General features: G+C 58.7%; 11 protein-coding genes. 2 read left to right on the top strand and 9 right to left on the bottom strand.

Annotated features, from left to right (window positions below):
- Window positions 1-7: 7 nt before the first annotated feature.
- The 7 genes from WG907_RS02455 to WG907_RS02425 all read right to left on the bottom strand — a co-directional run bounded on the left by WG907_RS02455 (window position 8) and on the right by WG907_RS02425 (window position 6,884).
- Window positions 8-559 (bottom strand): D-glycero-alpha-D-manno-heptose-1,7-bisphosphate 7-phosphatase, encoded by a 552-nt coding sequence (locus tag WG907_RS02455; RefSeq protein WP_340230998.1) that lies wholly within the window; start codon window positions 557-559, stop codon window positions 8-10.
- Window positions 556-1,044 carry a D-glycero-beta-D-manno-heptose 1-phosphate adenylyltransferase gene (rfaE2, locus tag WG907_RS02450; RefSeq protein WP_340230997.1) on the bottom strand — a complete coding sequence of 163 codons (489 nt, stop codon included), beginning with the start codon at window positions 1,042-1,044 and terminating at the stop codon, window positions 556-558. Before rfaE2 ends, WG907_RS02455 begins: the two co-directional genes overlap by 4 nt.
- On the bottom strand, window positions 1,041-2,003 hold the full coding sequence (gene rfaE1 / locus WG907_RS02445) for a D-glycero-beta-D-manno-heptose-7-phosphate kinase (RefSeq protein ID WP_340230996.1): 963 nt from the start codon (window positions 2,001-2,003) through the stop codon (window positions 1,041-1,043). Before rfaE1 ends, rfaE2 begins: the two co-directional genes overlap by 4 nt.
- A complete protein-coding gene (locus WG907_RS02440; protein WP_340230995.1) occupies window positions 2,000-2,584 on the bottom strand; it encodes a D-sedoheptulose-7-phosphate isomerase in 585 nt (194 codons plus the stop codon). The genes rfaE1 and WG907_RS02440 overlap by 4 nt, the downstream gene beginning before the upstream one ends.
- 2 nt (window positions 2,585-2,586) lie before the next feature.
- Window positions 2,587-5,763 (bottom strand): glycosyltransferase, encoded by a 3,177-nt coding sequence (locus WG907_RS02435; RefSeq protein ID WP_340230994.1) that lies wholly within the window; start codon window positions 5,761-5,763, stop codon window positions 2,587-2,589.
- A gap of 9 nt (window positions 5,764-5,772) precedes the next feature.
- Entirely contained in the window at window positions 5,773-6,393 is a 621-nt protein-coding gene (locus WG907_RS02430; protein WP_340230993.1) for a DUF4214 domain-containing protein, read from the bottom strand.
- Window positions 6,394-6,509: 116 nt separating this feature from the next.
- Window positions 6,510-6,884 carry a hypothetical protein gene (locus WG907_RS02425; RefSeq protein ID WP_340231854.1) on the bottom strand — a complete coding sequence of 125 codons (375 nt, stop codon included), beginning with the start codon at window positions 6,882-6,884 and terminating at the stop codon, window positions 6,510-6,512.
- Between WG907_RS02425 and WG907_RS02420 the strand changes: the two genes are divergently transcribed.
- Window positions 6,771-7,685, top strand: coding sequence for a methyltransferase domain-containing protein (locus WG907_RS02420; protein WP_340231795.1), 915 nt, complete (start codon window positions 6,771-6,773; stop codon window positions 7,683-7,685). The two genes, WG907_RS02425 and WG907_RS02420, sit on opposite strands and share 114 nt — an antisense overlap.
- A gap of 89 nt (window positions 7,686-7,774) precedes the next feature.
- Here the strand turns inward: WG907_RS02420 and WG907_RS02415 are convergent, their stop codons facing one another.
- Both WG907_RS02415 and WG907_RS02410 read right to left on the bottom strand, forming a co-directional pair.
- Entirely contained in the window at window positions 7,775-8,572 is a 798-nt protein-coding gene (locus WG907_RS02415; protein ID WP_340230992.1) for an ABC transporter permease, read from the bottom strand.
- Window positions 8,573-8,929: 357 nt separating this feature from the next.
- Window positions 8,930-9,976, bottom strand: coding sequence for a hypothetical protein (locus WG907_RS02410; protein ID WP_340230991.1), 1,047 nt, complete (start codon window positions 9,974-9,976; stop codon window positions 8,930-8,932).
- Window positions 9,977-10,617: 641 nt separating this feature from the next.
- On the opposite strand from WG907_RS02410, the gene WG907_RS02405 reads away from it, so the two are divergent.
- Window positions 10,618-14,121, top strand: coding sequence for a calcium-binding protein (locus WG907_RS02405; RefSeq protein ID WP_340230990.1), 3,504 nt, complete (start codon window positions 10,618-10,620; stop codon window positions 14,119-14,121).
- Window positions 14,122-14,367 lie beyond the last annotated feature (246 nt).

Below are 14,367 nucleotides of genomic sequence, written 5' to 3'. Positions count from 1 at the left end.
CACGGCTTCAGCCCGGGCCGTCTGCGATGGCCTGGAATATCGGCGAATGGATTATAGCTGCCAGTGATGCGAACCGGCTGACCCCATCAGCGGCGGAGGCGTCGATGAGAAAGCAGTGGCCCACCCGCGCATTCCGGCCCGCCTGAATGTCGCTGGGCTTGTCGCCCACCAGCACGGATCTGGCGGGATCCAGCCGGTGGTCAGCGCACGCCTGCAGGATCATTCCCGGGGCGGGCTTACGGCAAGCACATGCGATGGCGAGGTCTGACCGCGCACCTTGCGGATGATGCGGGCAATGATAGATGCCCGTGAAGGAAATACCTTTCGCCGCGAATATATCGAGCATGTGCCGCTCCACCGCGAAATAATCTGCCTGCGTGAAATAATTGCGTGCGATGCCCGATTGATTGGTCACGACGATTAAATGGAAATCCAGTGACTGTGCCTGCGCCAGCGCATCAAACACACCAGGTATGACATCGAACCGTTCCGCACTGCCGATATAGCCGTGATCGATATTGAGGACGCCGTCTCGGTCCAGGAAAAGGGCACGCGTCATGACGCGCTGGGCTTCAATGCCCGAATATGTTCGACCAACCTCGTTGTCGAATAGCCTTCTCGCAAGGCTATGGCTTGTGCTCTTCCCCCCCAGGATGTGACCAGCGCGGCCTCCGGCAGCCGGTCGACGTCATAATCGCCGCCCTTGACGTAAATGTCCGGGCGGACATGATCCAGCAAGGCGAGCGGCGTCCTTTCAGCGAACAGGCACACCATGCTGACCGACTCCAGCGCCGCGAGCATGATCGCCCTGTCACGCTCTCCATTGATCGGGCGGTCATCGCCCTTTTCCAGCAGTCGGACCGAGCTGTCGCTGTTGAGACCGACCACCAACGCCCCACCCAGCGCCCGGGCGTCGGCGAGATATTCCACATGGCCACGATGCATCAGGTCGAAAACACCGTTAGTGAAGACTATCGGCCGCGCCAGCCGGGACAGCCGCTCGGGCAACCCATCGAGCCCGACGATTTTATCATCGATGCTCATCGCGACAGCCGCCAACTATCGATATCGTCCAGGAGCGGCGCGACTTCGTCGAATTCGACGACCGATGTACCAAGCTTGCTGACGACGAGCCCGGCAGCGGCATTCGCGAAATCAACCGCCCGATCCCAACCAGCTCCTATCCCGATCATGATCGCAACAGCAGCGATGACCGTGTCACCAGCGCCCGAAACATCAAAAACCTCACGCGCCTGAGCGGGCTTATGCAGCGTGTTTTTTTCGCGAAAGAGCATCATGCCCTGCTCGCTCATCGTCACCAACAATGCCTCCAGGCCTAGAGACTTGCGCAGAGCCTCGGCCCTGTCCGCCATGTCTTCGGGCGACTTCCAGCCGCCTGCCACCTCGGCGAGCTCGGAGCGGTTGGGCGTGATCGCGGTTGCGCCGGCATAGCGACCATAATCGGCGCCTTTGGGATCGACGAGTATGGGCTTCCCCCTGTCGCGCACCGCGGCGATCAGTTCCTCGATATGATCGAGCGCGCCTTTGCCATAGTCGGAGAAGACGACGAGATCGGCCTCATCGATAACGCGTTCGAACTCGATCTTCTTTCGGTCGAGCGCCTCTCTGGACGGCGCGTCTTCGAAGTCGATGCGTAACATTTGTTGCTGCTGTCCGATCACGCGGAGCTTCACGGTCGTGCGAATGCTGGGATCGGCATACAGGCGGTGGTGGATGCCGGCCGCGTCGAGAACGCCTCGCAACCGGTCGGCGGCGCTGTCCGCTCCGACGACGGACAACAGGGTCGCCTGAGCGCCAAGCGCGACAATGTTGCGAGCGACATTCGCGGCGCCGCCAGGCCGCTCATCGGATCGCTGGACATGTACGATTGGCACCGGCGCCTCGGGTGAGATACGGCGAACGTGGCCAAACCAATATTCGTCCAGCATCACGTCACCAACGATGATAACGCGCAGCTTCGCAATCGCGTTTCGAATACTCACTGAAAAACAATGTCCAGATGGGCGCATAAGGCATGATAGGTCAGCAGGTGCGCCACCTGAATCTGGTCCGTCGCGGCAAGCGGTGCGACCATCGCGATGTCGCTCAGCGGCAGCAGCTTACCCCCATCCCGGCCCAAAAGCCCCATCGTCGTGACGCCGATTTGGCGTGCGCTTTCGAACGCGCGGACGACATTCGCTGAATTACCCGAGGTCGACAGACCCATCACGATATCGCCGGGGCGCGCCAGAGCTTCGACCTGGCGACTGAACACCGTGTCATAGCTGTAATCGTTGCTCCATGCCGTCAGGATCGAGCTGTCGGTAGTCAACGCAATCGCCGCGAGGGCCCTTCGTTCGACCTTATATCGTCCCACGAGCTCGGCCGCGATGTGCTGGGCATCCGCGGCAGAACCACCGTTCCCCATGATTAACAGCTTACCGCCCCCCCGCAAGGCGCGGGCAAGCGCGTCCGCACTCCGCTCGACAGTCGCACAATAATCGGGCGTGAAGGCGCCCTGCAAGGCGGAAAGCGTGGCATGGATCTCCATGGCCAGTGGGGAGCCTGCTTTCGAACTGACCATATCTATTGTCCTGCTGTAACAGCCAGGCGCGCAGAATCCTTCGCACCACGCTCCCCCCGCGCCCGGAGGAGCACGTCGGCAAGTCTGGCGCCTGTTTCGCCGACAGCGCTCTTCGCAATGCCAGGCTGTCGTTCAGGTGATGTGCGGCCCTCGCTCCCGAGGTTGCACACCGCAATGGGGCGTTCGCGCGGAGGCATGTTGGCCGCTACCCAGTCCTCGAGCGATCGATCACGGTCACCGCCCGTTACCAGCAGGTCGAAATGCATCGTCTCACGCAAAAAACGGTCCATCAGCGCTGCGTCTTCGCCCTCGCCCCTGGCCAGGCGCCAGTCCTCCATATCCGTATCGGAAAGCAGGAATGCGATCGAAACGCCAAGCGCCCGCCAGCTGAACAGCAAATCCCACTGCGCGGCATTGCGGAAGAGATAGCTGTCGATCCCCAGATAGATATCGCCGGCGATCGGGCGAACGACCTTGGCGTCCCGAAGGCTGATCGTCAGATCTTCCAACTCGGCGAAAGGTAAAGCGTAAAATTCATGGTCATGCTGGCCGGACGCGATCGTAACCACTTCATAATCAGCCGGAACGCTGCGGCGCAGCCCTTCGACCAGTGCACGCGCCACCCTCCATTGAGCATCCGTCTTGGGCGCTTGCACATGAACGTCGCGCCGGAAATTTGACATATCGACATAGATGACCGACCCGCTGCGGGTTCTTTCGGGGAAATTGAGCGTCACCGCCGCGCTGACCGCCAGTTTCTGTTCGGGCCGCAGTTCGCCCATCAGGCCCCTGGCCCTATGCTTGTTGAGGTCGTTCACCAGGGACTGGATAGCGCTCGCCGGATTGCTGGCGACGATCTCGGACCGATAGGTAGTTTCGACCTCTCCCGCGACCTCTGCCAGTACAAGATCAAAGACCGTCTTTACAGAGATATCTTCCAGACAGAACATATCGAAGGCACAGCTTTCCCGGTCGGGAAGATGGCATGGCGCGCAGGCCGCATCGACCATGACCGCTTTTGCTTCATTGAAGGCAGGACCCCACTGTTGGGAAAGTTCATGCCCGCTATATATGCCGATCGTCCGGCAGCCGGCATAGCTGGCGAGATGGACGCCGAAACTATTATTCCCAACGCAAATCTGGTTGCCGGACAGAGATGTATAAAGATCGCCGAAGGGCAGCCCGCAATGCAGACGCAGCTTCGCATGATCGGGAATCGGGATGATGTCCAGCTCTTCCGCCTTGCCAGCATAGACATTGATCTCGCTGATTGAAGGCTCAGCTGCCAATTGCTTGAGAAGGAGGCCGAACCGGGTGGAGTCCCACTGCCGCGCATCAAGGCCAACCCGGGGAAAAACGGCGACCGCGCCGGGGCGTGCCGGCAACCGTTTACCCATATCGGGAAGATGGAGATAATCGTTCACGTCGAACGGCAGTGTATCGATGATCCGCAGAAGCTGTTCGGCGGTATGGGTTTCCTCGAAATAACGCCGTTCGCCGCGATTTTCCGGATGGATTTCGAGAGCCGATGTCAACAGATTGTCGAGATTGTCGTCGCCGGTCTTGTACCCGAAATAATAGTCGGCATTGACCTTGAACAGAATGAAACGCGTGCCGGATTGTCGCCGCAGATCGACAGCATAATCGTAAAATGGCAAGTCACGGAAAATGGCAAGCTTTTCATCGTCCAGACTGGGCCGATCCGATGACTTCGCCTTGAAATAATCAAAGGTGTAGATCGTGTCGAACAATCCACTGGCTGTCGCCGCGTCCCTGTTCCAGCTGCCGATCAGTGCGTCGATCCGCGCGTGAGGATAGCGCGCACGCAATTTCGCCATCGCCGGCAACCCAAGGAAAAAATCGCCATGATGGTCCAGCTTCTGGACGAGGATAGACAGTTTCTTTTGCTCAAAAATTCCCGTCTTCACTACCGTCGCTCGCCGATTGCGATCCACCGGCGGGTTCACCTTCAGCGCTTCGAGCGCACGCAGCGCCCGGTCGGCGCAATCCTCCCAGGTGAGCATGTTCGCCCGGGCAAGACCGGACGACGCTAGTCCGCTCTTGACGTCCGGATTGGTCAGGACCTGGGTAATCTTCGAGCCGATGGCGCGGGGCGATTCCGGATCGAACAATGCCGCGGCGTTATTCAGGATTTCAGGCAAGCTCGTTCGATCGGACACGATCGTGGCGGCCCCGCACGCCATTGCTTCCAGCGCCGGCAGTCCAAAGCCTTCCCTCAATGACGGGAAGACGAACATTTCGCACGCATTATACAGGTCGATGAGATCGTCCTGTGATACATATCCGACCACCGCGATCATGTCGCGCACGAGCGGATCCTGCGCATAAGCAAGGATTTGTTCCGGTTCACCGGGATTGCGCTTGCCCACGCACACGAACTGATAGTCCGTCCGCAGGCGCTCGGGCAGATAGGACAGCCCTTCGACCAACATTCGCAGATTTTTGTTGAGTTCGAGTCCCCCCGTATAGAGGATGAACGGCTTTTCCAGCCCAAAGCGGTGACGCACCGCCGCTTTTTCAGCCTCCTCGAACCCTTTGAAGCTAAACTCATCATCGCGGCCGGCGAAGATATTAACCACCTTCTCGGGTGCGAAGTCGAGTTCCGTCAACGCTTCCTGGCGGCTGCTTTCCGAAATCGCCAGTAAGAGGTCGCTCTTGCGCAGGCTGGCGATTCGATCACGATACCAGCGGCGGTGGATCGGACTTGTCTGGAAATGCTCGTCCGGCAGGATCAGGGGCGTAAGATCATAGAAAATGCACGCTACCGGTATGTCGGGCACGACCTTCTTGATCGATAGCACCGCGTCATCGTCAAGGCCTTCGAACAGGCTCGTGACAAGGATGACGTCGGGTTCGAGCGAGCGAATGAAATGCTCGCGCATGATTTCCGCGACCTCACGGAGATTTTCGCCGTCGTCATCGAAATAGCCGACAGGGCCGGGGCTTTGCCATACCCTGATCTGTGACTGGGGGAGGTATGATGCGAGATCGGCACGAATGCGTTCGATGCCCGCCGCGAACTGACCGTTGAGCACAATGATAAATTCATGCTCGCTTCCCCTGCTTATCATCGCCTTGAGCAAAGACGTCGAATAACGACCTATTCCGCGATACCGACTGCCGGTCTGCGCGCCCTGAAAATCAACGATGATCCGCATATCGCCCCATTAAATTCGTAATGTGTTCATCGTTCGCCGTCCGCTGCTGGACAGGTCTACATCCCGTACGTCATATACGGACCGCAGTCGGGGGTTATGGGGTGCGCCAGCGACCTTCGCCGGGGCCTGCGCCAGCCCTTGCGCATGCAAACCCGAAGCCAGAAGCACGTTTTGCTGATTGAGCAGCGTTGTGGCCAGCTCGCGCAAGCTGTCCTGGCCGGCCGCCAGTGCGTTCGAGGCGTCCCTTATATCGTGGCGGATATGACCAAGCATATTATCGCGCGAGCGCGCGCGCCTGAATGATGCGCGGGTCCCAATTTCGGGATCACTCCAGCGCAGCCACGCGCCGGTCAGGAACCGCCGCGACTTGCGAAAACGGGTGAGGGTCGCTTCCAGGTCGCGTACCTGATCCCATAGCGGATCCGACTCCGGGGATTTCCAAAGCTGATCCAGCACTGCGGTACGGCTATGCCCCGCCCGCAACCGCTTGAGATAATAGCGCATGCCTTCCGGGTCCGGGGGGCGTTTCAGCATGACGCGATAGGCCAGTTCCACAAACGGCCGATCAAACCATTCCATAAGGTCGACGACGGATCTGATCGACCCGCCAATCTGATCATATGCTACCAAGGATGGTCCCCCGAGTCCGAAAATGGCTATTGCAAGGCGAGGATAATCGAGGGCACTGGCGCTTTTCCTGAAACGAAATGGACATCAAGCCAACCACATGCCTTTGCTATAGATGCTCAAACCAGCGATGGGAAGAGCGCTGCGGCCATGCGCAGGTTACAGTCTTTGGTTCTACAGAACTGCATCCGGCCACCCGCGGCGCGCCGTGTACGATCGAGAAAAGCGGCGCGCGACATTTCCACATGGCGATCACCGCGTGAGCCAAAGAGGTCGAACAGGCAGGAGCGCGCTTTAGTGAACTCGCCGAGCGCCTTTACGTCTATGACCCCGGCATGGCATAGGTCGGCATAATTGATGCAATCGTCCATATGAGTAAAATGAGCGCGGAAACCGAAACTAATGCGATGGGCAGTGACGCCTTCATAGTCGCGCTCTACGAAGGATTGCTCAACAGGAGTCCCGACGCGGTCGGGCTGGAGAGTTTCCAACATATGATCGACGGTGGCGTAAGCCTCGCCGAGATCATGCGTCTGGTCGTCAACAGCCAGGAGTTCAGGGAACAACAAGCCGCATCGAACTATCATGCGACGCCCCCCGCCCCTAGCGGCACACCTGCATTTTCCGACTATTCACCGCCCCCCGACGAGGCCGGGCGAAGCTATGCAAGGCGGCTTCAATCAGGTTTCCTGAACCGCTATTGCGCAGGTGAGCAAGTGCTGGACGTCGGCTTCAGCGGCTATGACAATCCTGATCGAAAGACGGCCCTGCCCCACGCCATCGGGATCGATCTCAACTATCCGGGATATGACGGCAGACATTTGCCCTTCGAAGACGGGTCTGTCGACACGGTCTTTTCCAGCCATTGCCTGGAACATATCGCCGACGACCATGCCGTCATCCAGGACTGGTTCCGTGTTCTGAAAATCGGCGGATTCATCGTTTGTATGGTACCGCATCAAGCGCTGTATGAAAAAAAAGATGCGCTGCCTTCGGACTGGAATATGGACCACAAGCGCATGTACACCCCCGCGTCATTGCTCGCGAGCTTCGAGACAGCGCTGGAGACCAATTCATATCGGGTGCGGCATCTGGCCGACAATGACGAAGGCTTCAATTACGCGCTCGGTCCCGGGGTCCATTCCGATGGGGCCTATGAAATCGAACTGGTCATCCAAAAGATAGAGATGCCGTCATGGACGCTGGCGACCTCAGCCCCCGAGGACCGTCCCGAGGCAGTCGGGCGCACGCCCCGTTTCCTGCGATGGCTGCTTCCGACGAGGGATCAGGCCTGAGGCGGCCGACTGCCGTTGGCGCAAGGGACGCACACGCGCGAAGGCCGCGTTCACAACCCTTAACGCGCCCAACGCCAGATACAGATCGATTATTTCGGGGTTACCTTGCCTGTAATGTCCCGGATGAGCAGTAACGCCATGAAGGTCAGGCCAAGGTTGACCAGCACGACATAAGTCATGTCATAAAAGGCATGGAACTTTGATCCAAAATATCCCTCGCGAATAAATTCGGTGCAACTAACCATGGGTATCCACATGATGAACTTGCGGGACGCAACGGGGAGGGCTTCCACCATGAATGCCGCGCCGGATAGTGGAAACATCAGATAGGTGAAGGGGTGCCAAAGCTTGTCCACCAGCTCCGATTTTTCCGCGAACGCGCCCATCATGCAAGCCAGGGCAAAGCCGAACCATGCAAGCGCCAGCCAGCCCAGAATGATTTGGCTGATATTTTCGGGAGGGCTGATCCATTCAAACAGGTAAATGAAAATAAGGCTCAATATGAAGAAGGACATCGTAGCGCCCATCCCCTCCAGGATCAGACGCGCCACGAATATGTCAATGATGCGCACGTTCCGATGGTACATGAGGGCCAGATTCGGCTGAATCGCGCCGATCGATCGCGAAGGCATGTTGCGCCAAAGCAGCACGCAGGAATATCCGGTCAGCGCGAAGACGGAAATCGGCAATGACGACCCGTGATTGAGGCCCGCCGAATACCATAGGAGGGTCACGCCGATCGTGAAGATCATCGGCTCCACGAACAGCCATAGAAATCCGATATTGTGCCGGCCATAGCGCGTCAACGCCTCGCGCATCAGCAACGCGAAGATAACACGCCGCTGCAGCGCCCATGACCGAGCGAGGGAGGTTATTGCTTGCGCCATATTATTCGCGGGTCCCGAGCGAACCGACCAGCAACCACCCGGGAGATTGCCCACATCCCTGTTCGCCAGCCACAATCAGATATCGTGCCGGTGCGCCCCTTCCCGAGACGGGCGTCATAACAATGGTGATACCGGACATGATGTAGAGAAACTCCAGCTGAGGCGGGGGCAAACAGGTTCCATTTGCGTCCCACGGGGGAGGCTGAACTTCGCCAAAGCGAGCGCAGAGCCTGCCTTAATGATCTGCCGGACCCTCCCAAATTGTCCTCGCGTCTTGCCTTAGTCGACTTCTTTTTGCAATGGCGTAAGTCACGCCGTGCGCAGCGACAGCCGCCCCGGCCCTGCCTTGGGCGCCCGTCATTGTGCCGCGCCCGTCCCGGCTAGAGGCGACCAGTCCGATGATATTCGCCAGTCGGACTTACCCAGACGCCGGCCCAATAAGGAATTTGCGCCGCGATTGCCGCTCGGCTTGGCCACTGCCGGCTCTTCAAAAGCCTTGCCCGTCCAATATTCGATCATGCCGAAGCTGTAATTTTCGGACTGCTGCAACGCCATATTCGCAAAACGGGACAGGGGACGTGCGGAGGTGGGCGAGCCATCCCAATCCCTGAACACCCGCCAGATCAGGACACGGTCGCCCGGCGTCATCGACGGCCCGCCAATCTTCCCGGCGGCTTCCAGAAAATCAGGCGGCCTTATCGTAGTGCCGAGGGCTCGTGGCCCCCAGGACGGATAGCCGATCTCCGTCACCAGGATCGCCCGCGCATGGCCGTCCCAACGCTTGTCACCCCAGGCCGGTATGGCCAGCTGGGTCTTCAGCATAGTCAAGACAGCGTTAAAGCGCGCTTTCGTGGCGGCCCAGCGCTCGCTGGCCCGATCACCGTTATCCAGACTGGCCTCCGGATAGAGATGGATATTGGGGATGGCCCGGCCCGCATGCGCATAATAGTCGCGATACCAGGAAAGATAATCCTTTGGCCGGCCCGAGATGATGGAACTGGCGATTACGTCCCGTACCGGCACGCCGGCCTTTGCCAATTGCGTCTGCGTTTGCGTATCAAGCACCGCCATCATCGCCGGATCACCGTTGAAAGCATTGAATTCGTTCAGCGGTTCGATGCGCAGCCGCGCGGCCATCCAGCATCGATCGATCTGCCCTCGCCTGTTGAGAGCGGCCATCAAATCCGCAATCGTGTCCGCGATTTGCACCATTTGGGCCCGGACATCCACATTGCCGCTGGAAATATGGTCCGGCAGCGCCTCATGTCCAAAGGCTAGAATGAGTTCGATGTCGCGGCTCGCATAAAGCTTCAGGACCGCTTCGATATCGGGCACGAAGATTGTCGCTTCGTGCCCGTCATTCTGCGGCTCGGCGATGCGGAGCGAAATAATTTCGCGGTGCACGGCGCGCGCCTGTCGACGAGCAGGGCAGACGCCGCCGACGGCTTTGGAGGAAACAGGCCTGGGCGCCTGATAGAGTCGATCCAGCAGCTTGCCGGCCGCCAAAAGGCTCAATGGCGGCGCATTCTCGGTGCATGGCCGGGGCCCCGAGCACCAGGTCGACCACGGCGCCGATCGACCTTTATCACGGACGTCGAGCAGCCGTCCCAGGATTAGTTCCTCGTTGAAGCCGACCAATGGCTCGGACCGGGCCGGTGCGCACGCGGTCACCAAAATGAGCAGGGCGAATATGGCTGAGGACATATGTTTCATCGGTCGGGCATAAGGCCGGGCGGGCCTGGGTGGCAAGCGGCCAGACGGCCCGGCCGGTCGACCTTGCGGCCCTCTGGCGATTTCGGAAGTGGCGCACCGCGGAAAGGATCGGATCGATGGTGGAATGAATAAGCCGAGCCGATCACGCTTTTATCGCAACCGTTACTTTATCGTTTACTTCAGTTTTCAGACAAGCGACGGACCTATTGTCGATCAGATGCCCATTAGGGCGATTTAATCCATAGACGCTCCAGAGGCCCTATGATATTGCGTCCTTCGGTAAAGATTAGGCCGTTCTTGCACGACGGCGGTCGACAGGGGTTTTCTTAGGCATGGCGAGTATCTTGGGCACCAACAATGGTGAAACGCTGACCGGCACCAACGGCGACGACGTCATTACAGGTCTGGCGGGCGCCGATATCCTGAACGGCCTGGACGGCAACGACGTGCTGAACGGTGGATTGGGCGCCGACGCATTGAACGGCGGCAACGGCACGGACGCCGCGACCTATTCGACCGCCACTTCGGGGGTGAACGTAAACCTTGTCGCCGGGTCTCAGCCAAACACTGGCGAAGCCTTTGGCGACACATATGTTTCCATCGAAAATCTGATCGGCTCCGCGTTTAACGACTATCTGGCAGGCAATGCCGCCAATAATAGTATCTGGGGCGGGGCCGGTGACGATACGCTGTGGGGTTTTGGCGGTTCGATCAATTATCTTTACGGCGAAGACGGGACCGACACGATCGTTGGTAGCACCGCTGTTGATATCATGGACGGCGGCACCGGCGTCGACATATTGCGCTATAACGGCGACACGGTCAGCTATCAGTTGTCCGGTGCGGCCGTCACCGCTTCGTTGAAGGATCAGTCCGTCAACACCGGAGACGCGGCCGGCGACAAATATATCGCAATGGAAGATCTGACGGGCACGATCTATAACGATATCCTGTACGGCGACGATAATAAGCTGAACAATATCATGGGTCTGGACGGCGACGACAAGCTGTACGGGCTTGGCGGAACGGACATTCTGATCGGCGGCGCGGGCGCCGATCGCCTGGACGGTGGCGCGGGCGACGACGTCGCCGACTATGAAACATATCGGTTCGACGAATTCGACGCGATCGGCGCGCCTAATAATCTGACTGGTGTGACCGCGTCGATGCTCGATCCCAGCAAGAATACCCTGGACGCGGCAGGCGATACCTATTTCGATGTCGAGAACATGGCAGGTTCGCTTCTGAATGATACTTTGGAAGGCGACAATAATCGAAACGTCATACTGGGCTGGGCCGGCAACGATATTCTGCGCGGTATGGGCGGCGACGATACTTTGGAAGGCATGCCTGGCGCGGACGCCCTCGATGGCGGCGCAGGTGAGGATACAGCCTCTTACAACACTGCCGGTACGCTGGTGATCGCCACGTGGGGATACTATACCTTGGTGGGCCAGGGCGTCACGGCGTCGCTGCTGAACCCGTCCATCAATACCAATGACGCGGCTGGCGACAGCTACGTCAACATTGAAAATCTATATGGGTCCGGTTTTTCCGACACGCTGCAAGGCAATGATCTGGCTAACACGATTTTCGGCCAGGGCGGCAACGATGTCCTAAAGGGGGAAGGCGGCAATGACGTGCTCGAAGGCGGTGCCGGCGCAGACCAGATGTTTGGCGGTGCCGGCTATGACTTCGCCACTTATGCCGATGCGACCAGCGGCGTGCAGATTGCGCTGGACGGTTCGCTAGGGGGTTATGGCGAGGCCATTGGTGACACGTTCAATGGTGTAGAAGGCCTGCTTGGCTCATCCTTTGACGATGGATTGCTAGGCGATGCCTTCAACAACACTATTCAGGGTGGCGCGGGCAGCGACTTTATCGACGGCTTAGGTGGCGACGATCTGATCGTCGGCGGCGCGGGCGGGGATTCGATGAGCGGCGGAGCGGGCAACGATACTGTCAGCTATCAGTCGTCGGCCACCGGTTTGACGATATCGATGCAGAATCCGGGTCTCAATACCGGCGAAGCAGCGGGCGATCTTGCGGTGGGCTTCGAATTCCTGCACGGATCAGAATTCAACGATAGCCTCTATGGTTATGATTATGCGGCTATCACCATCCGCGGTCTGGGCGGTAACGACAAGCTCTATGGCGGCTTTGCCAACGACGTGCTGATTGGCGACGCGGGCGCGGACCAGTTGGACGGTGGCGAAAATTACGACCTCGCATCTTATGTCACTGCCACGTCCGGCGTAGTCGCTAATCTTGGCAACTCGGCCGGGAACACGGGTGATGCTGCCGGCGACACTTATATCAGTATCGAAAATCTCGCCGGGACGAATTTCAACGATACGCTGACTGGCAATTCCATAAACAATACTATTCTGGGTCTTGACGGTCAGGATATATTGAATGGTGGTGATGGTATTGACGATCTGGATGGCGGTGTCGGCAACGATACGCTTAATGGCGATGGCGGCAATGATCGCCTATTTGGTGGGGTTGGTAACGACATCCTCAATGGCGGGCTCGGCGATGACATCATTTTCGGCGACGCTGGCAGCGACTCGATCAACGGGGGCGACGGCACCGACCTGCTGAGCTACGACAGTTCGGTCAGCGGCGTATCCTTCTCGATGGCTTCGGGCGCAGCAGGCACGGCGGGGGATGCACTAGGTGACACCTTCGCTGGCATCGAAAATGTCATTGGCTCGGCGTTCGGCGACACGATCGGGGGTACATCAGGCAATAACCGCCTGCTCGGCCGGGGCGGCAACGACATTCTCATCGCCAATGGTGGCGAGGATCATCTGGAGGGCGGGGCTGGCGGCGATACGCTCGACGGCACCAGCGGATATACCTATGCCGACTATACCGAGGCCACCTCCAGCGTCAGTGCCTATATGCAGTGGGAAGCCGGCAACTCGGGCGACGCCGCAGGCGACCATTATATCAGCATCGAGGGAATGATCGGTTCATCCTTTGCCGACCTTCTATACGGCAATGGCGTCGAGAACACGCTGCAGGGAGGCGATGGCAACGATTGGCTGCTAGGTGACGGCGGCGGTGATTATCTGGTCGGCGGCAATGGCAGCGATGTTCTGTCAGGCGGCACAGGAAGCGACTATATGGACGGGGGCGACGGGATCGACGTTGCCTTTTACCGCAATGTCGGCCCGACGCAGTTCACCGTCGCGCAATATGGCTACAAAAATGGCCTCGTGGATGGCCGTTTTTACGGCGTCAGCGTCGACACCAATTTCGACAATGCGATCAATAATTTTGGCGAGGCCGCCTATGACAGGCTGGTCAACATCGAAAATCTCTGGGGCTCGGACTATTCGGACGTGCTGCGTGGCGATGACGTAGGTGGCCAGATGTATGGCTTTGGCGGAGACGATATTCTTGACGGTCGTGGCGGCAACGACGTATTTTATGGCGGCGCCGGCAAGGATATGATGACTGGCGGTGCGGGCGCGGACGAATATTTCTTCCTGTCCTATTACGATCATGTCAACGCTTTCGGGACCCCCGAGCCTAATGAAGGTGGCGATATCTTCACCGATTTCGAACATGGCATCGATCATATCACGCTGAGCCGTTACTGGTTCGGCTTCGGAAACATCCCGGGGCCGGCTGCCCCCCTTTCTTCAACCTATGCCGACTTCGTATCGCCGGGCGGCGTGACGTCGACCAAACCGACATTCATCTGGGACAATCAGGCCAGGACATTGGATTTCGATCCTGACGGGATTGGAGGATCGGGTACGACCCATCTGGCAAGCTTCCAGCCCGGTGTCGTACTGACGCTTTCCGATATATGGACGGCGTGACATCATCGCAACATCGCCCTCGGAAACAAAGGCGGGGATGATCGTGGACTGACGGTATCGACATGATGTGGCGGTGCGCTCGCGTGAAACGGGGTCCCGTCGCGCAAGTGAACCGCCCATCGGCCGGGCCATTATCTGCCGGGTCTGGCAGCTGCTGACGCGGGCGGAGACATCCGCCTGTCGCTTCCTTTGTCATGATGACCTGATTTTGCGCCACCTCTTTACTTTAGCTCGATTTTAGCCCAG

The organism is Sphingobium fluminis (assembly GCF_037723805.1).
Classification (GTDB): Bacteria; Pseudomonadota; Alphaproteobacteria; order Sphingomonadales; family Sphingomonadaceae; genus Sphingobium.
This window is presented reverse-complemented; position numbering and strand designations above follow the sequence as displayed.

Coding starts and splice junctions, on each gene's coding strand:
- WG907_RS02455 (WP_340230998.1), bottom strand. CDS start 559: ATGACGCGTGCCCTTTTCCTGGACCGAGACGGCGTCCTCAATATCGAT.
- rfaE2 (WP_340230997.1), bottom strand. CDS start 1,044: ATGAGCATCGATGATAAAATCGTCGGGCTCGATGGGTTGCCCGAGCGG.
- WG907_RS02440 (WP_340230995.1), bottom strand. CDS start 2,584: ATGGTCAGTTCGAAAGCAGGCTCCCCACTGGCCATGGAGATCCATGCC.
- WG907_RS02435 (WP_340230994.1), bottom strand. CDS start 5,763: ATGCGGATCATCGTTGATTTTCAGGGCGCGCAGACCGGCAGTCGGTAT.
- WG907_RS02420 (WP_340231795.1), top strand. CDS start 6,771: ATGAGCGCGGAAACCGAAACTAATGCGATGGGCAGTGACGCCTTCATA.
- WG907_RS02425 (WP_340231854.1), bottom strand. CDS start 6,884: ATGTTGGAAACTCTCCAGCCCGACCGCGTCGGGACTCCTGTTGAGCAA.
- WG907_RS02415 (WP_340230992.1), bottom strand. CDS start 8,572: ATGGCGCAAGCAATAACCTCCCTCGCTCGGTCATGGGCGCTGCAGCGG.
- WG907_RS02405 (WP_340230990.1), top strand. CDS start 10,618: ATGGCGAGTATCTTGGGCACCAACAATGGTGAAACGCTGACCGGCACC.